Below are 23,167 nucleotides of genomic sequence, written 5' to 3'. Positions count from 1 at the left end.
GCGGGATGGGAGGCGCCGGCGGGCGGTTGGGGTCAGGACGTCTTCGGGCGGCGGGGGAAGGACGCCGTCGGGCCGCGGGGTAAGGACGCCATCGGGCGGCGAGGTAAGGACGCCATCGGGCGGCGGTCAGGACGCCGTCGGGACGGCAGGGGCGGTTCCCGCCGGGACCGGCGTGCCGTCCGGGCCGAGCACGAAGCGGGTGCTGTGCGCCTGCGCCACATCGGCACCGGGGTAGTCGGAGCGGGTGTGGCAGCCGCGGCTCTCGGTGCGCAGCGCCGCCGCGGCCAGCAGTGCCCGCGCGGTCAGCGTGAGCGCGGCGTCCTCGACGGCGGTGATCCGCCTGGCCGCATCGGCATCCACCGCCGCGCGGTCCTGCGGCGCGACGGCGCCACGGGGCATGGTGCCGAGAGCGGCGACGGCCGCAGGCGCGGGACCGCTCCCTCGGTGCCCCGGCAGCTCGGACGGGGCGGCGAATCGACCCTCCGGCGCGTGACGGTCATCCGGTGACACCGGCCTGCTCAGCTCGGCCAGATGCCGCAGCGCCCGGTCGAGCCCCTCCGCGTCGCGGACGACCGACGCGTGCCCGGTGGCGAGCCGCTGCACCGCGGCGCGCGGCGCGACCTCGGCGGCCACCCGCCTGACCTCGGTCACCGCACCCGCGACGCCGCGCCGCTCGACCGCGGCGGCACCGGCCCGCTCCCCGACGACCAACCCCTCGAGCAAGCTGTTCGAGGCCAGCCGGTTGGCACCGTGCAACCCGGTCCGCGCCACCTCACCGGCCGCGTACAACCCGGGCACCCCGGTCCGGCCCGCGGTATCGGTGACCACCCCACCGCACTGGTAGTGCGCGGCGGGTGCGACCGGGATCGGGTCGGTGCGCGGATCGACCCCGGCGGCCAGGCAGGAGGCGGTGATGGTCGGGAACCGCGCGGCGAACCCCGCGATGCCGGTGGCATCGAGCAGGACGTGGTCGGCCCCGGTGTCCCGCATCCGCGCGGCAATGGCCAGCGAGACCACATCGCGCGGCGCCAGATCCCCGCGCGGATGCACCCCCGCGGTCACCGGACGACCCGCGAGGTCGACCAGCACCCCGCCCTCGCCGCGAACCGCCTCGCTGATCAGCGGTCTGCGCCCGACCCCACCGGGGGTGTAGAGCACGGTCGGATGGAACTGCACGAACTCCAGGTCGGCCACGGCCGCCCCGGCCCGCAGCGCCAGCGCGACCCCGTCGGCGGTGGCGCCGTCCGGATTGGTGCTGAGCGCGTAGAGCTGCCCGAGCCCGCCGGTGGCGAGCAGCACCGCGGGCGCGTGCACCACGCCGGTGCCGTGCTCGGAGATCACCAGCACGCCACGCACGCCGTCCGGCCCGCGCAGGATCTCCCCCGCCGCCGCCCCGAAGAGCACCGGCAGCCCGGCCGCGCCGAGCGCCCGCTGCACCTCGGCGCCGGTGGCGTCGCCGCCCGCGTGGATGATCCGGCGGGTGCTGTGCCCGCCCTCTCGGGTGCGCGCCACCCGCCCGTCCCGCCCCAGGTCGAAGACGGCGCCGAGGTCGGTGAGCGCGGCCACGGCGGCCTGCCCGCCCGCCACGATGGACCGCACCGCGGCGGCGTCGCAGAGCCCGGCCCCCGCCGCGACGGTATCCCGGACGTGCGAATCCACCGAATCACCCTCCGGCGCGACCACCGCGATTCCGCCCTGCGCGTACTGCGTGGCGGTATCGGCGGGCCCGCCCTTGCTCAGCGTGAGCACCCGCAACCCGCGCAGCGACGCCGTGCGCGCCGCCGTGAGCCCGGCGACCCCGCCGCCGATCACCACCAGATCGGCGGCGGCCTCCCAGTCCACGGCGACCGGCACCGTACGCGGGACGAACCCGGTCACTCCCCGCCGCCGGGGTTGCCGATCGCGATCATGCGCTGCACCGAGCCGCGGCCGAGCGCGGCCACCTCGGGGTCGACGTGCACCTCGTCGGCGCCCTCGGCCAGGCAGCGCAGCAGCGCGGCGGGGGTGATCATCTTCATGTAGCGGCAGGAGGCGCGGTCGTTGACGGCCTGGAAGTCGATGCCGGGCGCGGCCTTGCGCAGCTGGTGCAGCATGCCGATCTCGGTCGCCACCAGCACCTGCGACGACTTCGCCGCCTTCGCCTGGTCGATCATGCCGCCGGTGGAGAGGATGTGCACCCGGTCGGCCGGGAACGATCCCTCGCCCGCGAGGTACAGCGCCGACGTCGCGCAGCCGCACTCCGGGTGCACGAAGAGCTCGGCGTCCGGGTGCGTGCGCGCCTGCTCGGCCAGCTCGTCGCCGTTGATCCCCGCGTGCACGTGGCACTCGCCTGCCCAGATGTGCATGTTGGCCCGCCCGGTGACCCGCTTGACGTGCGCGCCGAGGAACTGGTCCGGCAGGAAGAGCACCTCGCGCTCCGGGTCGATGGAGGCGACCACGTCGACCGCGTTGGAGGAGGTGCAGCAGATGTCGGTGAGCGCCTTGACCTCGGCGGTGGTGTTCACGTAGGAGACCACGACGGCGTCCGGGAACTCGGCGCGCCAGGCGCGCAGCTCCTCGCCCTTGATCGAGTCGGCCAGCGAGCAGCCCGCGCGCTGGTCCGGGATCAGCACGGTCTTCTCCGGGCTGAGGATCTTGGCCGTCTCGGCCATGAAGTGCACCCCGCAGAAGACGATGGTCTCCTCGGGCACCTCGGCCGCCATCCGGGAGAGCGCGAGCGAATCGCCCACGTGATCGGCGACGTCCTGGATCTCCGGCAGCTGGTAGTTGTGCGCCAGGATGGTGGCGTTGCGCGCCTTCGCCAGGCGCCGCACCTCGGCTGCCCACTCCGGCCCCGCCTGCACGCCCTCGTACCCCTCGGGCCCGTCCACAACCTGTTCCATCAGTGCTGGCATCGCCATGACGCCTCCTTCCTCGTGCGCCGGCCCTCGTCGCCGGATTCGCACCGAACCAGGTTTTCGACTTACAATCGAAAACGTGACCCATAGTAGCACCATCCATGAAACGCTCACCGCGGTGTTCCAGGTTCGCGACGTTTCCGCAGGTAAGCGCCCCGAGCTGGCGGTTCTGCTCTGGGAGCGCGCGCTCGACCCCGCCAAGGGCACCTGGTCGCTACCGGGTGGCAGGCTGCGCGCGGACGAGGACCTGGACGCCTCCGCCGCCCGCCAGCTGGCCGAGAAGGTGGACGTGCGCGAGCTGAGCCACCTGGAGCAGCTCTCGGTCTTCAGCGCGCCGGACCGGGTGCCCGGCCCGCGCCGGATCGCCTCGGCCTACCTCGGGCTGGTGCCGATGACCGCCGACCCGCGGCTCCCGGACGACACCGCGTGGCACCCGCTCTCCGCGCTCCCGGTCACCTCGTTCGACCACGGCACCGTGCTGCAACACGCACGCAACCGGCTGGCCGCGAAGCTCTCCTACACCAATATCGCCTTCGGCCTGGCCCCGGAGCGCTTCGCCATGTCCACCCTGCGCGAGATCTACTGCGCGGCACTCGGTTACGACGTGGACACCACGAACCTGCAGCGCGTGCTGAGCCGCCGCACGGTGATCACCCCGACCGGCGCCACCGCCACCCCCGGCCGCAGCGGCGGCCGCCCGGCGGCGCTCTACCGCTTCACCGACTCCGAGCTACGCGTCACCGACGAGTTCGCGGCGCTCCGGCCGCGGGGCTGACACCCCCTGGTCGAAGAGCCAGCGCTCCACGGTGTCGGCGGCGACCGGGTGGCCGAGCTCGTCGCCGAGGGTGCGGGTCCAGTCGTCGAGCAGGCCGGTGTAGCGGCCGTAGGTGCGGGCGGGCCAGGCGCCGCCGGTCTTGAGCGAGCGCCAGCCCGCGCGGTGCAGGCTGCGGGCCACCCGGCTGTCCAGGATGCGGCTGCGATGCACCGGGTTCCCGGCGCCGGCGAAGTAGAGGAACTTGGTGAAAAAGGAGGGGCCGAGCGTGGGGACCAGGCTGCGGTCGCCCGGGTAGAGCAGGGCGTAGGCGTGCTCGGGGGCGTCCGCGGCGGCTCGGGCGGCGGCGGTGAGCGCGGCGGCGTAGCGCTCCGGGTCGGCGGCGGCCGCGCGCATGCGCTTGTGCACCAGCCTGCGGCGGGAGCCGGTGGCCCAGGCCATGGAGAGCCACAGCAGCGGCCAGACGCCCTTGTCGGCGGCGGCGAAGACGTGCGCGCGGGTCACGTCGACCTGGCCGGTGTCGGTGCCGTCCACCCACAGGCAGCCGCCCGGCGCGCCCAGCTTCACCAGCGAGGTGTTCCACCAGTCCAGGTCCACCCGCACCCGCTGGCCGTCGACGACCCGGGTCCGGTCGGCGTAGTCGCCGGCCAGCGCGCGGCGTAGTTCGTCGGGCACCGGCAGGTGGTCGAGCTCGGTCTCCGTCATCTCCCCAGGATCGAGCAGCCGCAGCGGATTTCGCACCGGACATCCGGGCGGACACGCGGATGTCCGGATCGCGAATCCGGCGGAAACGGTGAATGACGTGCGCGCGAACGGGTGCGGAGGGGTGCCGGAGCGCGACCGCCGGTCAGCGCTCGGGCATGCCGGGGCGGGACCAGCCGGCGTCCGGCGCGACCGCGTGCGCCGTGCCGGGCCGGACGCCGGCGGGCCCGGCCGGGTGGTCCGGATCGGCGTCGGGCTCTCGTTCCCCCACCGGCCTGCTCTCGCCGAACGGCCCGCTGAACCCGGTCCCGAGATCCTCGGCGGTGCTCAGCGCGGCCAGGAAGAGGAATACCAGCCCGGCCAGCAGCGGCTGGATCAGCAGCGCCTGCCACGCCTCCACCTCGGCGGGCAGCGTGACCAGCTGGCCGACGATCGGATCGTCCGGCCGCGGATTCCGCCCCTCCGCCACCAGCTCCCCGATATCGGACATGGCGTAGGCCCCCGCGAACGACCCGAGCAGCAGCGCGAGCAGCACCAGCGGCCCGCGCACCGAGCGCGCCCGCCAGGCCGCGGCGGCCGAGACCAGCCCGAGCCCGGCGCCGAGCAGCACGAAGATCGCCAGCGCGTCGAAGCGGTGCAGGCTCTCGCCGGTGAGCGGCGCGCCGCGTCCGTCGGAGACCACCACCAGCCGCTCGGCCGGGGCGAGGAACCCCCAGGCGACGCCGAGCAGCGCCCCCGCGACCAGCACCCCGGCCCCGATCGCGAGCGCCGCCCGCAGCTCGCGGCGCATCCGGCCGGCCACTAGCGGCGCTCCAGCGCGGCGGAGTCCAGCATCCCGTGCCGGGAACAGCGCGCCCACCAGCCGTCCGGGCTGACCTGCACCACCATCCGGCGGCCGCACCGCGCGCAGTACCGCGGCGGCTCCAGCCCGAGCGCGGCCGCCGCGGGCATGGCGTCGTCGGCGCCGATCGGTGCGCCGGTGAACGGGTTGTAGCGCTCCTCCATGGCCATGACAGTACCCAGTGGTCTTTCGCTCACCGCACCCGTCAGAGCGTTTCGTTCAGCGCCTTGATCGGCATCTTCAGCTCGCCGAGCAGCTCCAGATCGCGCTCGGCGGGCCGGCCGAGGGTGGTCAGGTAGTTGCCGACGATCACCGCGTTGATGCCGCCGAGGATGCCCTGCTTCGCCCCGAGGTCGCCGAGCGTGATCTCCCGGCCGCCCGCGAAGCGCAGCATGGTGCGCGGCAGCGCCAGCCGGAAGGCGGCCACCGCGCGCAGCGCGTCCGCCGCGGGCAGCACCTCGAGGTCGCCGAAGGGCGTGCCCGGGCGCGGGTTCAGGAAGTTCAGCGGGACCTCGTCGGGGTCGAGCGCGGCCAGGTCGGCGGCGAATTCGGCGCGCTGCTCCAGGGTCTCGCCCATGCCGAGGATGCCGCCGCAGCACACCTCCATGCCCGCTTCCCGCACCATGCGCAGCGTCTCGAAGCGCTCCTCCCAGCTGTGCGTGGTGACCACGTTCGGGAAGTGCGACCGCGCCGTCTCCAGATTGTGGTTGTAGCGGTGCACGCCCATGGCCGCGAGCTGGTCCACCTGCTCCTGGGTGAGCATGCCGAGCGAGCAGGCCACCTGGATGTCGACCTCGTTGCGGATCGCCTCGACCCCCGCCGCCACCTGCGCCATGAGCCGCGCGTCCGGCCCGCGCACCGCGGCCACGATGCAGAACTCGGTGGCGCCGGTCTTCGCGGTTTGCTTGGCCGCCTCCACCAGGCTCGGGATGTCCAGCCAGGCCGCGCGCACCGGGGACTGGAAGAGCCCGGACTGCGAGCAGAAGTGGCAGTCCTCCGGGCAGCCGCCGGTCTTCAGGCTGATGATCCCCTCGACCTCCACCTCGGGGCCGCACCAGCGCAACCGCACCTCGTGCGCCAGCGCCAGCAGCTCCTCCAGCCGGTCGTCGCCGAGCCGGAGCACCTCGAGCGTCTGCTCCCGGTCCAGCCCTTCGCCGCGCTCGAGCACCTGCTCGCGGGCAGTCGCCAGTATGTCGGTGGTGACGGGTGCCTGGGTCATGCGAATCCCTTCTTCGCCGAGGTAGCCCACCGACTTGAACGCCGTTCAGGACTACTTGAACGGCGTTCAGGATAGAGTACGGTCCGAACCAGGGCGAGACGGGAGGTCGGCGGGTGCAGCTGCGCAGGGGCGATGTGGTGGACGGCGCGATCGGCATCCTGGACCAGTACGGTCTGGCCGACCTGACCATGCGCAGGCTGGCGAGCTCGCTGAACGTGCAGCCGGGGGCGCTCTACTGGCACTTCCCGAACAAGCAGGCCCTGCTCGGCGCGGTCGCCGACCGCATTCTCGCGCCCATGGAGCAGGCGGTGGCGGCCACGGACTGGGCCGGGCAGCTGGTCGAGCTCGCGCATCGATTGCGCGACTGCCTGCTCGCCTACCGCGACGGTGCCGAGCTGGTCTCCGCCACCTACGCCTCCCGGCTCACCACCAGTCGCGGGCGGGAACGGTTCGCCGCTGCGGCGGTGCGTGCCGGAATGTCGCAGGGGGACGCCGATCTGGCGGCTTTCGCGCTGCTCTACTACGTGCTCGGGCAGACGGTGGACGAGCAGTCGCGGATGCAGATGGACTCGGTCGGCGCTCTGGCGGAGGCGGATTCGCCGCTCGCCGAGGTCGATGCCGACCCCACCGCGCGGTTCGACTTCGGGTTGCAGCTGTTCGTGGGTGGGGTCAGGCACCAGCTCGGCGACCGGGTGCGCTGACATCCACTGCCCTTGCCCTCGACCGCCGCCTACCGCACCCGAGGCCCGTGGGGTCTAAGCGCGATAAGCGTCGCGCCGGTGGCGGACCGAGTGAATCTCGACCGAGTGCTTGTCCTCGTTGATCCGATAGACGACACGATAGGTTCCGCGCTTGGCCGAGTAGAAACCGTCGAAGGGCTCATTGAGCGGCTTGCCGACACGGTGCGGGTTCGCGGCGATCGGTCCGGAGATCGTTTCCATGGCCGCGAAGGCGACGTCCTGCGGGAGGTTGTCGTGCAGGTTGCGGCGCGCCTGGGCGGAAAGAATGATCGAGTAGCGTTCCGGAGTCTCGGTCACGCGACCCCGCGGCGCCGCACTTCGAGTTCCGCTTTGACCTGGTCCAGGTCGAAGGTGTCATCCGAGTCGAAGTCCTCCTGGGACTGCCGCAGATCCGCGAGGGTGTCGTTGTCGCTCAGAATCTCCAGCGTCTCCTGCATGGACTCGTATTCGGCAACGGAAATCAACATGACATCCGCGCGGCCATTGCGAGTGATGGTGAAGTGGTCGTGCTCGCGGGCCACGCGGTCCGCCAGCTCGGCAATGCGAGCCTTCGCCTCGGTGATGGGAATGATTTCCACGCAGCGAGTATAGCGGGCGGTCATAATTGCGACCAGAATTCTGGTCGCATTCGGGTGAGTGGTTGCCAACCCACGCAGGTCGGTCGTGGCTCTACCGCGCAGAATCAGGCAGCACACCCCCCGGGCCGGGAAACCACCGGTACATGGCCACCGCGCCCGCCCCGGCCGAAAGCGCGAGCACGACCGCCGCCCCTCCGAGCACGGAGACGGCACCGATGACGCCGATGGCGATCGGCCCGGCGAACATCCCGAAGTCGTGCGTCAACCGCCAGGCTCCGAGGAATTCCGCGCGCCGATCCGGGGGCGCGATATCCGCGCCCACCGTCATGATGACGCCGTTGCCGAGCCCATTGGCGACACCGAGCAGCATGGCCACAACCCCCAGCCACAGCACCGACCCGGCGAACGGAAGCACGGCGTACCCCGCGGCGAAGCAGAGCATGGAGGGGACGCCGATGGCCCGGCGCCCGAAGCGATCCATCCACAGCCCGGACGGGTAGCTCATCAGCACATCCACCGCGCCCGCGATGCCGAAGAGCAGCGCGACGACGGCGGCGTCCGCGCCGATGTGCGCGGCCCAGAGCGGGAGCAATACCTGCCGGGAGGCGCGCGCGGCGCCCATGAGCAGGGCCCCGGAGCCGAGGGTGGTGAGCAGCCCGCGCTGTTCGCGCAGCACGGTGCCGATCCCGGTCACCCCGGTGGCGGCCCCCTCCGCCGGCTCCGGCATGACCGCGACCAGTCCCCCGGCCAGCACGACGGCACCCAGCTGCACCCAGAGCGCGCCCACCGGCCCGGCCCCGTGCACGATGGCCGCGCCGAGAAAGGGCCCGGCGAAGAACCCGAGCCGCATACTCCCGGCGAAGACCGAGAGCACCCGGCCCCGATCGGCCGCCGGCACAACGGCGACCACGTACGACTGCCGCGCCAGCCCCCACACCGCGGTGGCGGCCCCCGTGAGCAGCATCCCCGCCCCGAAAACGGCGATATTCGGCGCGAAGATGGCCGCGACCATACCGAGCGCCCCCGCGGCCGAGCCGAGCGCGATGGCGGCCCGCTCGCCGAGCCGCGCCACGATCGACCCGGCGGGCAGGTCCATGAGGATCATGCCGAAGCCGGAGAGCGCGACGACCAGCCCCGCGAGCCCGGGCGATGCCCCGAGCTCGAGGGCGCGCAGCGGGAACATGGGCGCGGCGGCGCCATTGCCGAGGCCGTAGACGGCCGACGGCACGAAGACCGGGAGGACCAGGGGCGCCAGCCGGGCCCGCGGACGCGGGCCCGGCGGCGAACAACCGGTGTCGGGTGCGGCGGTCACCCGGCCAGCGCCGGGCGCCCGGCGAACTGGCTCTCCGGCCGCGGCAGCCCGAAGTGGTCGCGCAGAGTGGTCCCGCTGTACTCGGTGCGGAAGAGCCCGCGCCGCTGCAGGATCGGCACCACCTGCTCGGCGAAGACCTCCAGCCCGCCCGGGTAGTACGGCGGCATGACATTGAAGCCGTCCGCGGCGCCCCGGGTGAACCACTCCTCGATGGTGTCGGCCACCTGCTCGGGCGTTCCGGCGAAGACCCGGTGCCCGCGCGCGCCGGCCAGCCGGTGCAGCAGCCCGCGCACGGTGGGGCGCTCGCGCCGCACGATGCCCGCGACCACCTGGAGCCTGCTGCGGGAGTTGTCGGTGACATCGCCCGCCTGCTCGAAGAGCGCGGTCGGGACCGGCCCGTCCAGCGGCAGGTGGCGCAGGCTGGTGCCGACCAGGTTCTCCAGCTGGTGCAGCCCGTACTCGGGCACGGTGAGCTCGTTGAACTCCCGCTCCAGCGCCTTCGCCCCGGCCTCGGTGTCGGCGATGAAGGGGCTCAGCCCCGGCAGGATCTTGACGTGCTCGGGGTTGCGCCCGAACTCGGCGGCCTGCCGCTTGATGTCGCGGTAGAAGGTCTGCGCGTCGGCGAGCCGCTGGTGCGCGGTGAAGATGGCCTCGGCGTAGCGGCCGGCGAAGGCGCGGCCCTCGTTGGAGGCGCCGGCCTGCACCAGCACCGGGTGCCCCTGTGGGGTGCGGGGCGCGTTGAACGGGCCGCGCACCCTGACGTGCTCGCCGTCGAAGTCGATCCGGTGGATGCGGTCGGGGTCGGCGTAGATGCCCGCGGCGGGGTCGAGCACGATGGCGTCGTCCTCCCACGAATCCCACAGCGCGACAACCGCGTCGACGAACTCGCGGGCGCGGGCGTAGCGCTCCTCGTGGTCCGGGTGCCGGTCCAGCCCGAAGTTGGCGGCGGCCTGGTCGGTGGCGGTGGTGACGATGTTCCAGCCCGCCCGGCCGCCGGAGAGGTGGTCCAGCGTGGAGAAGAGCCTGGCCAGGTTGTAGGGCTCGTAGTAGGTGGTGGAGGCGGTCGCGATCAGGCCGAGATGCGTTGTGGCGGTGGCGATCGCGGTGAGCAGCGTGATCGGCTCCAGCCCGGAGGCGGCATTGTGCTTGACGTTCACCCGCAGCGCGGGGCCGTCGGCGAAGAAGACCGCGTCCAGCTTGGCGGCCTCGGCGGTGCGGCCGATCTCCTGGTAGTACTTCACGTCGTACAGCCGGTCCGGGCTGCTCGCCGGGTGCCGCCAGGCCGCCTCGTGGTGCCCGGACGGGTAGATGAAGGCGTTCAGGCTGAGCTGTCGGGGTGCGGTGCTCATGAGGCTCGTCTTTCGGTCGAATCGGGGGTGTCGACGCCGAGCGCGCCGAGCAGCCGCTCGCGCAGCCGGGCGAAGCGCGGGTCACCGTGGCGGCGCGGGCGTTCCAGGTCGACGGGCGCGTCGAGCGCGATCCGGCCCTCGTCCAGGACCAGCACCCGGTCGGCCAGCGCGACCGCCTCGTCGACGTCGTGCGTCACCAGCAGCACCGCGGGGCGGTGCCTGGCGCAGAGCGCCTCCAGCAGCGCGTGCATGCGCAGCCGGGTGAGCGCGTCCAGCGCGCCGAACGGCTCGTCGGCGAGCAGCAGCTCCGGCTCCCGCACCAGCGAGCGGGCCAGCGCGACGCGCTGCTGCTCGCCGCCGGAGAGCTCACGCGGCCACGCCTGCTCCCGCCCGGCCAGCCCGACCTCGGCGAGCGCGGCGGTGCCGCGGCTCCTGGCATCCGCGCCGGTGCGGCCGAGCGTCACGTTGTCCAGCACCCGGCTCCAGGGCAGCAGCCGCGAATCCTGGAACACCACGGCGCGTTCGGTCGGCACGGTCAGCTCACCGCGCCCGGCCACCTCGCCGTCCAGCTCGGCCAGCGCCCGCAGCAACGTGCTCTTGCCCGACCCGCTGCGACCCAGCAGCGCGACGAACTCGCCGCGCGCGATCTCCAGATCGATCCCCGCCAGCACATCCCGGTCGCCGAAACTCCTGGTCAGGCCGCGGGTGCGGACCACGGTCAGTCCCCGAGTGTCTGTCGCCACGACAGCGCCCTCCGCTCGATGGTGCGCACGGCGATATCGCCGAACAGGCCGAGCAGGCCGTAGATCACCAGCCCGACCACGATCACGTCGATCTGGCCGTAGGTGCGGGCCTGCGTCATCAGGTAGCCGATGCCGCTGGTCGCGTTGACCTGCTCCACCACGACGAGCGCGAGCCAGGAGATGGTCACCGCGAGCCGCAGCCCGGTGAAGAAGCCGGGCAGCGAGCCGGGCAGCGCGATCCGGCGGACGAAGCCCCAGCGCGAGAGCCCGACGGTCTCGGCCAGCTCCACGTGCCTGGCGTCCACGCTGCGCAGGTGGGCGTGCGTATTGATGTAGACCGGGATGAGCACGCTGGTGGTGATCACCACCAGCTTCATCTCCTCGCCGATGCCGAACCACACGATGAAGAGCGGGATCAGCGCCAGCGTCGGGATCGAGCGCTTGATCTGCACCGGGCCGTCGACCAGCGCCTCGCCGATCCGGCTCAGCCCGGCGATCAGCGCCAGGGCCAGGCCGATGGCGACGCCGAGCACCAGCCCGAGCACCGCGCGCTGCAGCGAGGTGAGCAGGTTGGACTGGAGCCTGCCGTCGGCGACCAGGTCACCGGCGGTCTGCGCCACCGTCCACGGGGCGGGCAGCGTCTCCGGGTCGATGGTGCCCGCGGCCGAGCCGATCACCCAGACCGCGATGAGGATGGCCGGGCCGAGCCCGATCCCGAACGGGATCGCCTTGCCGGGGCCGAGCCTGCGCGTGCGGACGACCCGCCGCTCGCCGCGCACGCGGCTCCCGGTGCGGCCGAGCAGCCCGGCCGGGGCGCTGATCTTCCTCGCGATGGTTGCCATCAGCCGACCTCCGGTCCGAAGGAGGCGCCGGACTCGGTGACCGTCTGCGTGATCACGTCGTCGAAGCGCAGGTCGAAGCCGTTCTCCGCGCGCACCTTCCTCGGCAGCTGGCCCGCCGCGTCGATGGCATCGATGGTCTGCTGCTGCACGTCGACGACGCTCTGGTCCAGGTGCGGGAAGGTCCACTGCCCGAGCGAGGTGACGATGCGCTCGGCGTCCTCCGGGCTGACCTTCTGATTCTCCACGTAGTAGCGGCGCTCCCACTCGTCGCTGTGCGTATTGGCCCACTGGAAGGCGCGGATGAAGGCCGCGACCAGGGCGCGGGCCGCACCCGCCTTGGCCGGGTCGTTCACCACGTCGCGGCGGGCGTAGAGGTAGGCGAGGCCGGGGTAGATGCCCGCGGTCTCGGAGTCCGGGATGAGGGTGGCGCCCTGGGTGCGCAGCAGCCGGGTGACGTTCGGCTCGATCAGCGGGGCCACGTCGACCTGGCCGGTGCGCACCGCGTCCAGGAACTCGGCCAGCTGCAGCCGGACCAGCTCGACGTCATCGGTCTTCAGCCCGGCCTTGTCCAGCGCGCGCAGCACCGCAGCCTGCTGGGCGGTGCCCTCGGCGTAGGCGATCGTGCGGCCCTTCAGGTCGGCCAGCGTGCGCACCGGGACGCCCGGCGCCACCGCGAGCTTCATGGACTGCGGGCTGGTGCGGTAGGAGGCGATAATCGGGACGTCCTGCCCGGCCGCGAGGGCGTGGATCGGCGGGACGTCGCCGACCGGGGCGAGGTCGGCGGCGCCGGCCCGGAAGGCCTCCAGGATGGCGGGGCCGCCGACGAAGTTGGCGAACTCGACCTGGAAGGGGAGCTTGTCCAGCTCGCCGGAGAAGCGCAGCGCCGACTGCAGCCGCTCGGATTGGTCGGCGATCACCAGCCTGGTGCCGGGCTGGATCTCGGTGGGCAGCGGACCACTGGCCGCCGCCACCGGCTCGTCGCTCTTCGCACAACCGGCGGTGCCGAGGGTCGCGACGGTCGCCACGGCGAGCAGTGCGGCGGTCATGCGGCCGCGAAGGCCGGTGTGGAACAGACGGGTTCGAGACATGACGCAGAGTCAAGCAGCGGCGGCGAGCTGCGAAAACGGTTGTTTTCACCGCGATTCCAACTCGGCGCTGTCACCCCGCGCGGCTATCGTGCGCGCCATGGGCATCATCATGTCGTTCGCCCGGGTGCGGCCGGAGCAGGTGGCGGAGCTGGGGTTCGCCGGCGCCGACGATGTCGGCGAGCTGCTGTACGCCATGCGGAACCCGGGGCCGAGCGGCTACCTGGACAAGGCGTGGAGCGGGTTGGACCGGCTGCTGCGGGCCGCGGGGAGCGGGATCGAGCTGACCGATGCCGGGGATGCGCTGGCCGACGAGAGCTACGCGCTCTGGTCCGCGGATCTGGTGCGCGACACCGACGAGCGGCTGCGCGCGCTCTCCTTCGACGCGCTGGCCGCGCACTACGACCCGGTCGCCTTCGACCGGGCCGGGATCTACCCGAACATCTGGCTGCGCGCGGGCGGCGCGGAGGGGCGGCACTACCTGAACCACCACTACAGCGGGTTGCGCGAGTTCTTCCGGCACGCCGCGAAGTACCGCAGCGCCGCCGTGGCTCACCTGGGCTGAGGCAGGGCGGCGGCGCCGCGGGCGGTTTGCTGGTAGCGGGCCAGGAAGGGGAGCACGCGCTCGGTGAGCATGGCGTCGTAGGCCTCCGGCCGCTGCCGGGGGTTGGCGTGCCCGATCTTTCCGCTCACCACCAGCAGCGCGCCCTCGCGGGCGCCCGCCTGCTCGGTGAGCGTGACCTGGGTGCGGTCCACCAGCACGATGTGGTCGTCGGCCGGATCCCGCGGGCGCAGCAGGACGATGGCGGGGCGGGTCCGGCCCGGCCGCGGCTCGCGGAGCGCGCGCAGGTCGTTGCCCGCGCCGCTGGCGACGATGGCGAGGAACTGCGCCTCGATCAGGCCGTTGCTGGCGGCGTCGGCGGAGAAGGTCTTCTGCCGGAGCACCTCGTCCAGCGCGGTGCCGAAGCGCGGCCAGTCGACGGCGGGCAGCGCGCCGTCGTGGGTGATGAAGCGGTCCCGGCGCGCGTAGAGCTCGGCGGCGGTGCGCAGGGTGCGGCTCTCCCTGACCCCTGGCAGCCAGCCCATCCAGCGCACCAGGTCCTCACCGCGGCCCCGGCTCTCCTGGCGCACCGCGTCCAGGTCGAGCGGGGTGCAGTCGAGGATGACCGAGAGCAGCCTGCGGTCGCTGTCGGTGTGGATGTGCCGCGCGACCTCGAGCGCGATCACCCCGCCCATGCTGTGCCCCACCAGGATCACATTCCGCAGCCCGGACATCTGCGCCGCGCGCACGATCAGCTCCGCGATCACCTTGGTGTCGATGCCGTTCTGGTCGTAGCGCACCGCCCAGACCACGCCGAGCTCGCTCAGCGCGGGCAGGGCGGCGGCGGTGGGCTCGGCGTTCAGGTTGCCGAGGCCGACCAGGTCGACCACGACGGTGTCCCAGTTCCGCTCGTCGCCGGGGGTGGCGACCGGGAGCAAGGCGGGCTCGGTGCGGGCCAGGCGGTCGCGTTCCGGGGCGACGTCGTGCTGCCAGTACTGGGCGAACACGACGAGCCCCGCGAGCAGCAGCACGGTCACCCGCAGCAGGGCCGTCCAGGTCCGGCGCCACGACGTCCGGTCGTGCCCGCGGCGGGTCTCCCGCAGGCGGGCGCGACGTCGCGAATCGCTCCAGTCCGAGACGGTGGACGGGTGCCGATCGTCCAACGGCGACATCCATCCCACTGTAAGCACGGGTCGGCGGGGATGCCACCGAAAGCGGGGCGGACGGTCGGGTTACAGGCGGTGGGTGGGCAGGTGGGGGCGCTGCGGGAGCGCCGTCAACCGGGCGGGCGCGGGCGGCGGGACGCGACGGCGGACCGGCGGGCAGCGGCTTTCCCTACCGGGGAGCACGCGGCAGGCGGCGTCACGGCCGGGCGGTGCCCGCCTCCCCCTCGGCGAGTGCGGCGAGTTTGCCGAGCGAGATCCGCCAGCCCAGTTCGTTGTCCTCCGGCGCGACGCCGGGCGGCACCCCGTCGTGCAGCGCGACCAGGTCGGTGCCGCCGTCGGCGTCGGCGAGCGTGAACACGATGCGCATCTCACCGCGGATCTCCGGGTCGTCGGTGTCGAACTCGACCACCTGCACCACCTGCTCGTCCGGCACCAGCGCGACGAACCGGCCGCGGTAGGAGTCGGTGCGGGCATCGGTCTTGCCGGTGGTGGCGTCCGGGTCGTCGTAGGTGAGCGCGATGTGCACCGCGCCGCCCTCGCGCGGCTCGAAGGCGAGCACCTCGCTGGTCATGCCGTCCGGCACCATCCAGGTGGCCACCGCCTCGGCGTCCAGCAGCAGCCGGTACACGGCGCCGCGCGGGGCCGCGATGTGCCTGCCGATTCGGGTCGATGTCACGCGCCGACGATACTGGACGGCGGATCAGAGTTCTCCGGCAACGAAGGATCGGCAATGGCGCTCCCCCCACCCACCGTGTACGGCGCGGACCACGAGGCGTTCCGGGACAGTGTCCGGCAGTTCGTCGAGCGCTCGGTGCGGCCGCACCTGGAGGAGCACATCGAGCAGAAGGCGCTGCCGAGGCAGTTCTGGCTGGACGCGGGCAGCCAGGGGCTGCTCGGCCTCGAGGTGCCCGAGCAGTACGGCGGCGGCGAGGCCGGCGACTACCGGTTCAACGCGGTGCTGCTGGAGGAGTGCGCGAAGGTGAACGCCTCGCTCGCCTCCTGCATGGGCATCCACGCCGATATCGTGCCGCCCTATCTCACCGAGCTCACCACCGAGGAGCAGCGCAAACGCTGGCTACCGGGCATGGTGAGCGGCGAGATCCTGACCGCCATCGCCATGACCGAGCCCTCCGGCGGCTCCGACCTGGCCGCGCTGAAGACCACCGCGGTCCGCGACGGCGCCGACTGGGTGCTGGACGGCTCCAAGACCTTCATCACCAACGGTTACTCCGCCGACCTGATCATCGTCGCGGCGCGCACCAGCCCGGAGAAGAAGGCCCGCGGCATCACGCTCTTCGCCGTCGAGGCGGACCGGCCCGGCTTCTCCCGCGGCCGGAAGCTGGACAAGGTGGGGCAGCCGGAGTCCGACACCGCCGAGCTCTTCTTCGACGGGGTGCGGGTGAGCGATGCCGAGGTGATCGGGGAGGTGGACGGCGGTTTCATCCACATGATGCAGAACCTGCCGCAGGAGCGGCTCGGCTGCTCGGTCTCCAATCTCGCGCACGCGGAGCAGATCCTGGCCGAGACGCTGGAGTACGTGCAGGAGCGCAAGGCGTTCGGGCAGCAGGTGGGGTCGTTCCAGCACAATAAGTTCCTGCTCGCCGAGCTGGCCACGAAGATCGACGTGACCAGGGCGTTCGTCGAGCGGTATGTGGCAGCGCACGCGCAGGGGTCGCTGTCGGCGACGGATGCCGCGAAGGCCAAGTGGTGGACCTCGGAGATCCAGAACGAGGTGCTCGACCACTGCGTGCAGCTGTACGGCGGGTACGGGTACATGAACGAGTACCGGGTGGCGCGGGCGTGGCGGGATGCTCGGGTGACCAAGATCTGGGCCGGGACGAACGAGATCATGAAGGAGCTGATCGGGCGGGATCTGGGGTTGTAGAACTCCGGATCGCCGCGATCCCGCACTCGGAAATCTCTCGTTCGTTCGAACGAACGAGAACGGTAGTCATGGCCTCGCCGGTCTGTGTCGGCCGGCGCCCGGTCACCGGAACCAATGGGGTGCGGCCGCGGTGAAGCGGTCACGATCCCAGGCTCCCGCTCCGGCGGGAACTGCGCCGACGAGCCCGACCCGGGTGACGCGGGGCAGATCGTCGCGGTTGCACTCGGCCGCGAGATCCGGGGTGTCCGGCCAGGAGCCGATGACCAGGCCCGCGCACGGGATGTCGAGCGCATGGAGCGCACGCGTGGTCAACTCGGTGTGGTTGAGGGTGCCCAGCCCCGCCGCGGCGACCACCAGGACCGGCGCCGCCAGCCGGAGCGCCAGGTCCGGCAGGGTGAAGTCACCGAGCCGGACCAGCAGCCCGCCTGCTCCCTCGACCAGGATCAGGTCGGCGTCGAGTTCTTCGATGGCGCCGACGGTTTCGCCGAGGGTGAGCAGGGGTGCGCCGCAGCGCCGGGCGGCAGTGTCGGGGGCGAGCGGGTCCGGATAGCGGGCCAGCTCCAGGGTCCGGGTGACGCCGCTGAGCCGGGTGATCTCGGCCAGGTCGCCGGGTTCGCCGGGGGCGATGCCGGTCTGCGCGGGTTTACACACCGCGACGGTGCGCCCCGCCGCCAGCGCCGCTGCGGCGAGCGCGGCGGTGACGACGGTCTTACCGACCTCGGTCGAGGTGCCGGTCACCAGCAGAATTCCGCTGTGCGCGTAGGGTGCTCGGTGCACCGCAGCGTGTTTCGCCCCCGCGCCGCCCGGCGCATCGGCGGCACTCGCCGAGCCGCGGCCGCTCACGCGGGCACCTGCTGCCGCGACTCGAGCACCTCCGCGAGCACGTCACGAATCATCCGCAGCTCCGCATCGCTCAGATCCGCGCGTGCGGTGAGCCGCAACCGCGAGGTCCCCTCCGGCACCGTCGGCGGCCGGAAGCACCCGACCTCGAGTCCGCGCTCCCGACAGGCCAGCGCCGCCGCATGCGCCACCGATGCCTCCCCGAGCACCACCGAAACGACCGCCGACGGCGGCTCAGGCACCCCGGCGATCCGCGCGATCTCGGCCGCGCGTCCCAGGACGGCGGCGGCCCGTCCCGGCTCACGGCGCAGCACGCCGAGAGCCGCCCGCGCCGCACCGACGGCGGCCGGTGCGAGCCCGGTGTCGAAGATGAAGGTGCGCGCGGCATCGACCAGATGATCCCGGACCCGCCGGGCGCCGAGCACCACCCCGCCCTGCGCACCCAGCGCCTTGGAGAGCGTCGCGGTGACGACCAGATCCGGCTCCCCCGCCAACCCAGCCTCGTGCACCAGCCCGCGCCCGCCGCGCCCGCGCACCCCGAGCCCGTGCGCCTCGTCCACCACGAGCACCGCACCCGCCGCCCTGGTCACCCGGTGCAGCGCGGCGAGCGGCGCGAGATCACCGTCCGCGCTGAACACCGAATCGGTGAGCACCAGCGCCCGCCGCTCGGTGCGCGCGGCGAGGATCCGGGCCACCGCGGCCACATCCCCGTGCGGCGCGACCGCGACCCTGGCGCGGGAGAGCCGGCAGGCGTCGACCAGCGAGGCGTGGCTCGCCGCGTCGGAGACCACCAGCGCGTCGCGCCCGGCGAGCGCCGTCACGACCCCGAGGTTCGCGGCGTACCCGGAGGCGAACACCAGCCCGCTCTCCGCCCCGGTGAACTCGGCGAGCTCACGCTCCAGCGCGATGTGCTCCTCGGTGGTCCCGGTGACCAGCCGCGACCCGGTCGACCCGGCCCCCCAGCGCCGCACCGCCGCGACCGCCCCCGCGACCACCTCCGGGTGCCGGGTGAGGCCAAGGTAGTCGTTGGAGGCCAGATCGATGGCGGCCGACTGCGCGGCCCGTGGCCGCAGTTCGCGGCGCAGGCCGGCGGCGACCCGCTCGGAGGCGCGGTCGTCCAGCCAGCTCAGCGGATCGGTACTCACAGCTCGGGAGCATACTTGAACGCCGTTCAAGGCAGAGCACGGGCGGGCGACCGAGGCCCGGCCGGGTCAGCGCGCGAACCATCCCGGCACGTCCAGCCGGAACAGCTCGCCCGGAGCGAGCGCCCGCAGGTCCCGCTCCAACTCCGCGAGCCGCCCGGCCCCCAACTCCCGCGCCCACCCGCGCCGCACCCGGTCGAACACCGCCTCGGACCGGGCGAGCACGTCATCGGCGCGCGCCGTCAGCCGGTACACCTTGCGCCGGGCGTCAGCCGGGTCGCCCTCCCACCGCAGGTACCCGAGCCGCTCCAGCGCCTCCGCCTGTTTCCCCGCCGCCTGCTTGGAGATCCCGAGCACCCGCCCCAACTCCGCCGCCGTGCACCCCTCGGTCCGCAGCACCGCCTGGAACAGGAAGCCGTGCATGGGCCGGATCTCCTGGTGCCCGCGCGCGGCCAGGTCGGCGTGCACCTCGTCGACGGCCGACCGGAAGGCGAGCAGCATGCGCAGCGGCAGCTCGAAGGAGTTCACCTTGACAGGATAGGCAACCTGGTTGACTATCTTCGAAGAAGACAACCAGGTTGACCATCCAGAGGAGCTTCCATGCCCGTCGTCACTCGTGACCAGGCCCGCCACACCGAGACCCCCGCAGGCGCCATGACCACCCTCGCCTCGCCCACCCTCGGCGGCGCGACCACCGCCCTCTGGCGGGTCCGCATGGCCCCGCACGCCGCAGGCCCTGCGCACCGCATCGACGCCGAACAGATCTGGACCGTGCTCGACGGCGGCGCGGACCTCATCCTCGGCACCGAGAAACTGACCCTCGCGCCCGGCGACACCGCCGTCCTCCCCGCCGACGTCCCCCGGCAGATCACGGCCGGACCGTGGGGCCTCACAGCGGTCGCGACGGCTTCCGCCGGCGCAGAGGCCTTTCGCACGGGCGAAGCGCAGGGCATCGTCCCGCCCTGGATCGCCTGACACGGTCGGTCCCTATCCCAGGGAAGCGCGCACGGCCGCGCCGATCCCCCGCGTGATGGCCGCCACCTCGTCAGCGCCGCTGATGAACGGCGGCATCGTATAGACCAGATTTCGGAACGGCCGCAGCCAAACTCCCTCACCGACAGCCGCATCGGTCGCGGCGACCATGTCCACCGGACGTTCCAGCTCCACCACCCCGACGGCCCCGAGCACCCGCACATCCACCACACCGGGCAGCGATACCAGCGGAGACAGCCCCGCCTCCAACCCGGCGGAAATCCCCGCAACCTCGGCAGCCCAGTCCCGAGACAGCAGCAACTCCACCGAAGCGACGGCAACGGCGCAGGCCAACGGATTGCCCATGAACGTCGGCCCATGCATCAACCCGCCGTGCGCGGCACTCACCGTCTCGGCGATCCGCGCGGTGCACATGGTGGCGGCGAGGGTGAGGTACCCGCCGGTGAGCGCTTTGCCGACGCAGAGCACATCCGGCGCCACCCCCGCCTGGTCGGCGGCGAAAAGCGTTCCGGTGCGGCCGAATCCGGTGGCGATCTCGTCGAAGATCAGCAGGACGCCGTGGTGGTCGCAGAGCGCGCGCAGGTCGCTCAGGTAGCGCGGGTGGTGCCAGCGCATGCCGCCGGCGCCCTGGACGACGGGCTCGACGATGACGGCGGCGAGTTCGTGCGCATGGGCGCCGAGCGCCCGGTCCAGCTCCCCCACGTAACCCGGGTCGTATTCGCGCGGCGGCGGCCCGACGAAGACCTGCGCGGCCAGCACGTCGGTCCACAGCGAGTGCATCCCCCCGTCCGGGTCGCAGACGCTCATGGGGGTGAAGGTGTCCCCGTGGTACCCCCCGCGCCAGGTGAGCAGCCGCCGCTTCGCCGGAAGCCCCCGCGCCCGCCAGTACTGCAGGCACATCTTCACCGCGACCTCCACCGACACCGACCCGGAGTCGCAGAGGAACACCTTCTCCAGCCCGGCGGGCGTCAGCGCGACCAGCAGCTCGGCCAGGCGAACGGCCGGTTCGTGGGTGAGCCCGCCGAACATGACGTGGCTCATCCGCCCGGCCTGCGCGGTGAGCGCGGCGTCGAGCACCGGGTGCCGGTAGCCGTGGACGGCGGCCCACCAGGAGCTCATGCCGTCGATCAGCTCGCGCCCGTCGGCCAGCCGCAGCCGGACCCCGGACGCCGATTCCACCGGCAGCGGGGCGGTGCTCGCCGGAAAACCGCCGTACGGGTGCCAGACGTGGGCCGCATCGAGCGCGGTGAGCCGGTCGAGGTTCATCGCAGCACCGTACCTTGAACGCTGTTCAAGTCGGCTGTGATGGTCACGACCTGGCATCCCGGACCCGCCGGGGGCCGCTACTGTCGGTGGCATGCTCGCGCCCGACCCCGCCGCTCCGGCCGGCGACAGTCCCCCCGCTCCCGCCATCACCGAGGTAGCGCCGCTAGGGGTGTGGCCGGGCACCTCCTACCCGCTGGGCGCCACCTACGACGGCGCCGGGGTGAATTTCTCCCTCTTCTCCGAGGTCGCCGAGAAGGTCGAGCTCTGCCTGATCAACCGGGACGGGCTGGAGACCAGGATCGAGCTGGACGAGGTCGACGGCTACGTCTGGCACGCCTACCTGCCCGGGCTGGCCCCGGGGCAGCGCTACGGCTACCGGGTGCACGGCCCGTGGGACCCGGAGCGCGGATTGCGCTGCGACGCCAGCAAACTGCTGCTCGATCCGTACGGCAAGGCCTTCGACGGCGAGTTCGACGGCGACCCCTCGCTGCACACGCACGGCCTGGATTCGCTGGGCCACACCATGACCTGCGTGGTGATCAACCCCTACTTCGACTGGGGCAACGATCGCGCGCCGAAGACCCCGTACCACGAGACGGTGCTGTACGAGGCGCACGTCAAGGGCATGACCATGACGCACCCGGCGGTGCCGGAGGAGCTGCGCGGCACCTACGCGGGCATCGCGCACCCGGCGGTGATCGAGCACCTGAAGAGCCTCGGCGTCACCGCCATCGAGCTCATGCCGGTGCACCAGTTCTTCCAGGACACCGTGCTGCTCGACCAGGGGCTGCGGAACTACTGGGGCTACAACAGCTTCGGCTACCTGGCGCCGCACGCCGACTATGCCGCCATGCCGCGCGCGGGCGCCGCCGTCACCGAGTTCAAGGCGATGGTGCGGGCGCTGCACGAGGAAGGCATCGAGGTGATCCTCGACGTGGTCTACAACCACACCGCCGAGGGCAACCACAAGGGGCCGACCATCGCCTTCCGCGGCATCGACAACGCCGCCTACTATCGGCTCCTCGACGAGGACCCGGCGATGTACAAGGACTACACCGGCACCGGCAACAGCCTGAACGTGCGGCACCCGCACACCCTCCAGCTGATCATGGACTCGCTGCGCTACTGGGTGCTGGAGATGCACGTGGACGGCTTCCGCTTCGACCTCGCCTCCACCCTGGCCCGCGAGCTGCACGACGTGGACCGCCTCTCCACCTTCTTCGACCTGGTGCAGCAGGACCCGGTGGTGAGCCAGGTGAAACTCATCGCCGAACCGTGGGACGTCGGCGAGGGCGGCTACCAGGTGGGCAACTTCCCCGGGCTCTGGACCGAGTGGAACGGCAAGTACCGCGACACCGTGCGCGACTACTGGCGCGGCGAGCCGGCCACGCTCGGCGAGTTCGCCTCCCGGCTCACCGGCTCCTCCGACCTGTACGAGGCCACCGGCCGCAGGCCGAGCGCGAGCATCAACTTCATCACCGCGCACGACGGCTTCACCCTGCGCGACCTGGTCTCCTACAACGAGAAGCACAACGAGGCGAACGGCGAGGACAACCGCGACGGCGAGAGCCACAACCGCTCCTGGAACTGCGGCGTCGAGGGGCCGACCGACGACCCCGAGATCCTGGCGCTGCGGGCCAAGCAGAGCCGCAACCTGCTGGCGACCCTGGTCCTCAGCCTTGGCACCCCGATGCTGGCGCACGGCGACGAGATGGGCCGCACCCAGCACGGCAACAACAATGTCTACTGCCAGGACTCCGAGCTCTCCTGGATGGACTGGTCGCTCGCGGAGACCAATGCCGACCTGCTGGAATTCACCCGGCGGGTGATCGCGCTGCGCACCGCGCACCCGATCTTCCGGCGCCGCCGGTTCCTGGCCGGGCGGCCGATCCGCTCGAAGGACGACATCCGCGATATCGCCTGGCTGACCCCGGCGGGCGAGGAGATGACCGCGGCGGACTGGGACAGCGGTTTCGGCAAGTCGCTCTCGGTGTATCTCCACGGTGCGGGTATCCCGGAGCCGGGCCCGCGCGGCGAGCGGATCACCGACGATTCGTTCCTGCTCTGCTTCAACGCGCACGATCAAGAGATCGATTTCGCACTACCCGGCCCGGACTACGGGCTGGTCTGGAGCGTGGTGCTGGATTGCTCCGCGCCCACCGGCGAGTCGGCCGCCACCCACGAGGCGGGCGCCCCCCTCACCGTGCCCGGCCGCTGCCTGCTCGTCCTGTGCCACACCGCCCCATCGACCTGA

At 72.5% G+C, this 23,167-nt stretch carries 25 protein-coding genes; 6 read left to right on the top strand and 19 right to left on the bottom strand.

What is annotated here, in order from left to right; translation table 11 throughout:
- Positions 1–126: 126 nt before the first annotated feature.
- Complete coding sequence (locus NH2_RS18630; RefSeq protein WP_245650634.1) at positions 127–1,878, bottom strand: L-aspartate oxidase; 1,752 nt, start codon at positions 1,876–1,878, stop codon at positions 127–129.
- Positions 1,875–2,900 carry a quinolinate synthase NadA gene (nadA, locus tag NH2_RS18625; RefSeq protein WP_067655438.1) on the bottom strand — a complete coding sequence of 342 codons (1,026 nt, stop codon included), beginning with the start codon at positions 2,898–2,900 and terminating at the stop codon, positions 1,875–1,877. The genes NH2_RS18630 and nadA overlap by 4 nt, the downstream gene beginning before the upstream one ends.
- Before the next feature lie 76 nt (positions 2,901–2,976).
- Between nadA and NH2_RS18620 the strand changes: the two genes are divergently transcribed.
- Positions 2,977–3,672, top strand: coding sequence for an NUDIX hydrolase (locus NH2_RS18620; RefSeq protein ID WP_067655435.1), 696 nt, complete (start codon positions 2,977–2,979; stop codon positions 3,670–3,672).
- Here NH2_RS18620 and NH2_RS18615 read toward each other — a convergent pair.
- From NH2_RS18615 to bioB, 4 genes are all read right to left on the bottom strand, one after another.
- Entirely contained in the window at positions 3,628–4,374 is a 747-nt protein-coding gene (locus NH2_RS18615; protein WP_157103839.1) for an 8-oxoguanine DNA glycosylase OGG fold protein, read from the bottom strand. The two genes, NH2_RS18620 and NH2_RS18615, sit on opposite strands and share 45 nt — an antisense overlap.
- 142 nt (positions 4,375–4,516) lie before the next feature.
- Positions 4,517–5,161, bottom strand: coding sequence for a DUF2567 domain-containing protein (locus NH2_RS18610; protein WP_067655886.1), 645 nt, complete (start codon positions 5,159–5,161; stop codon positions 4,517–4,519).
- 11 nt (positions 5,162–5,172) lie between these two features.
- Positions 5,173–5,376, bottom strand: a complete 204-nt coding sequence (gene bsaP, locus NH2_RS18605) for a biotin synthase auxiliary protein BsaP (protein WP_067655883.1) — start codon at positions 5,374–5,376, stop codon at positions 5,173–5,175.
- A gap of 41 nt (positions 5,377–5,417) precedes the next feature.
- Positions 5,418–6,431: a biotin synthase BioB gene (gene bioB, locus NH2_RS18600; RefSeq protein ID WP_067655429.1), complete on the bottom strand. Its 1,014-nt coding sequence runs from the start codon at positions 6,429–6,431 to the stop codon at positions 5,418–5,420.
- 113 nt (positions 6,432–6,544) lie between these two features.
- Here bioB and NH2_RS18595 point away from each other — a divergent pair, with 113 nt between their 5' ends.
- Entirely contained in the window at positions 6,545–7,132 is a 588-nt protein-coding gene (locus tag NH2_RS18595; RefSeq protein ID WP_067655426.1) for a TetR family transcriptional regulator, read from the top strand.
- A 54-nt stretch (positions 7,133–7,186) separates the two neighbouring features.
- On the opposite strand, the gene NH2_RS18590 is transcribed toward NH2_RS18595, so the two are convergent.
- The 7 genes from NH2_RS18590 to NH2_RS18560 form a co-directional block, all read right to left on the bottom strand.
- Positions 7,187–7,468: a type II toxin-antitoxin system RelE family toxin gene (locus NH2_RS18590; RefSeq protein WP_067655423.1), complete on the bottom strand. Its 282-nt coding sequence runs from the start codon at positions 7,466–7,468 to the stop codon at positions 7,187–7,189.
- Positions 7,465–7,749 (bottom strand): type II toxin-antitoxin system Phd/YefM family antitoxin, encoded by a 285-nt coding sequence (locus NH2_RS18585; protein ID WP_067655880.1) that lies wholly within the window; start codon positions 7,747–7,749, stop codon positions 7,465–7,467. Before NH2_RS18585 ends, NH2_RS18590 begins: the two co-directional genes overlap by 4 nt.
- A 91-nt stretch (positions 7,750–7,840) precedes the next feature.
- Complete coding sequence (locus NH2_RS18580) at positions 7,841–9,061, bottom strand: MFS transporter (protein ID WP_067655421.1); 1,221 nt, start codon at positions 9,059–9,061, stop codon at positions 7,841–7,843.
- Complete coding sequence (locus NH2_RS18575; RefSeq protein ID WP_067655418.1) at positions 9,058–10,410, bottom strand: LLM class flavin-dependent oxidoreductase; 1,353 nt, start codon at positions 10,408–10,410, stop codon at positions 9,058–9,060. The genes NH2_RS18580 and NH2_RS18575 overlap by 4 nt, the downstream gene beginning before the upstream one ends.
- On the bottom strand, positions 10,407–11,153 hold the full coding sequence (locus NH2_RS18570; protein WP_084505645.1) for an ABC transporter ATP-binding protein: 747 nt from the start codon (positions 11,151–11,153) through the stop codon (positions 10,407–10,409). Before NH2_RS18570 ends, NH2_RS18575 begins: the two co-directional genes overlap by 4 nt.
- Complete coding sequence (locus NH2_RS18565; protein WP_084505644.1) at positions 11,129–11,995, bottom strand: ABC transporter permease; 867 nt, start codon at positions 11,993–11,995, stop codon at positions 11,129–11,131. Before NH2_RS18565 ends, NH2_RS18570 begins: the two co-directional genes overlap by 25 nt.
- Complete coding sequence (locus NH2_RS18560) at positions 11,995–13,083, bottom strand: ABC transporter substrate-binding protein (protein WP_084505643.1); 1,089 nt, start codon at positions 13,081–13,083, stop codon at positions 11,995–11,997. Before NH2_RS18560 ends, NH2_RS18565 begins: the two co-directional genes overlap by 1 nt.
- 97 nt (positions 13,084–13,180) lie before the next feature.
- Here NH2_RS18560 and NH2_RS18555 point away from each other — a divergent pair, with 97 nt between their 5' ends.
- On the top strand, positions 13,181–13,645 hold the full coding sequence (locus tag NH2_RS18555) for a YfbM family protein (protein WP_067655409.1): 465 nt from the start codon (positions 13,181–13,183) through the stop codon (positions 13,643–13,645).
- On the opposite strand, the gene NH2_RS18550 is transcribed toward NH2_RS18555, so the two are convergent.
- Positions 13,633–14,793, bottom strand: a complete 1,161-nt coding sequence (locus NH2_RS18550) for an alpha/beta fold hydrolase (RefSeq protein ID WP_067655406.1) — start codon at positions 14,791–14,793, stop codon at positions 13,633–13,635. The two genes, NH2_RS18555 and NH2_RS18550, sit on opposite strands and share 13 nt — an antisense overlap.
- 190 nt (positions 14,794–14,983) lie before the next feature.
- Entirely contained in the window at positions 14,984–15,463 is a 480-nt protein-coding gene (locus NH2_RS18545; protein ID WP_067655403.1) for an SRPBCC family protein, read from the bottom strand.
- Positions 15,464–15,517: 54 nt separating this feature from the next.
- On the opposite strand from NH2_RS18545, the gene NH2_RS18540 reads away from it, so the two are divergent.
- Entirely contained in the window at positions 15,518–16,672 is a 1,155-nt protein-coding gene (locus NH2_RS18540; protein WP_067655400.1) for an acyl-CoA dehydrogenase family protein, read from the top strand.
- A gap of 102 nt (positions 16,673–16,774) precedes the next feature.
- Here the strand turns inward: NH2_RS18540 and bioD are convergent, their stop codons facing one another.
- The 3 genes from bioD to NH2_RS18525 all read right to left on the bottom strand — a co-directional run bounded on the left by bioD (position 16,775) and on the right by NH2_RS18525 (position 19,182).
- Positions 16,775–17,449 (bottom strand): dethiobiotin synthase, encoded by a 675-nt coding sequence (gene bioD / locus NH2_RS18535; protein WP_369690053.1) that lies wholly within the window; start codon positions 17,447–17,449, stop codon positions 16,775–16,777.
- 62 nt (positions 17,450–17,511) lie between these two features.
- Positions 17,512–18,657: an 8-amino-7-oxononanoate synthase gene (locus NH2_RS18530; RefSeq protein ID WP_067655397.1), complete on the bottom strand. Its 1,146-nt coding sequence runs from the start codon at positions 18,655–18,657 to the stop codon at positions 17,512–17,514.
- A gap of 66 nt (positions 18,658–18,723) precedes the next feature.
- Positions 18,724–19,182, bottom strand: coding sequence for a MarR family winged helix-turn-helix transcriptional regulator (locus NH2_RS18525; RefSeq protein WP_067655394.1), 459 nt, complete (start codon positions 19,180–19,182; stop codon positions 18,724–18,726).
- Between the two features lie 72 nt (positions 19,183–19,254).
- On the opposite strand from NH2_RS18525, the gene NH2_RS18520 reads away from it, so the two are divergent.
- Positions 19,255–19,629, top strand: a complete 375-nt coding sequence (locus tag NH2_RS18520; RefSeq protein WP_067655390.1) for a cupin domain-containing protein — start codon at positions 19,255–19,257, stop codon at positions 19,627–19,629.
- 12 nt (positions 19,630–19,641) lie between these two features.
- Here NH2_RS18520 and NH2_RS18515 read toward each other — a convergent pair whose 3' ends face one another.
- The gene (locus tag NH2_RS18515; RefSeq protein ID WP_067655387.1) at positions 19,642–20,913 is read right to left on the bottom strand and encodes an adenosylmethionine--8-amino-7-oxononanoate transaminase; all 1,272 of its coding nucleotides are present in this window, start codon (positions 20,911–20,913) and stop codon (positions 19,642–19,644) included.
- 91 nt (positions 20,914–21,004) lie between these two features.
- On the opposite strand from NH2_RS18515, the gene glgX reads away from it, so the two are divergent.
- Complete coding sequence (gene glgX / locus NH2_RS18510) at positions 21,005–23,167, top strand: glycogen debranching protein GlgX (protein WP_084505642.1); 2,163 nt, start codon at positions 21,005–21,007, stop codon at positions 23,165–23,167.

It is taken from the genome of Nocardia harenae NBRC 108248 (genome assembly GCF_001612885.1).
Lineage (GTDB): Bacteria > Actinomycetota > Actinomycetes > Mycobacteriales > Mycobacteriaceae > Nocardia > Nocardia harenae.
This window is presented reverse-complemented; position numbering and strand designations above follow the sequence as displayed.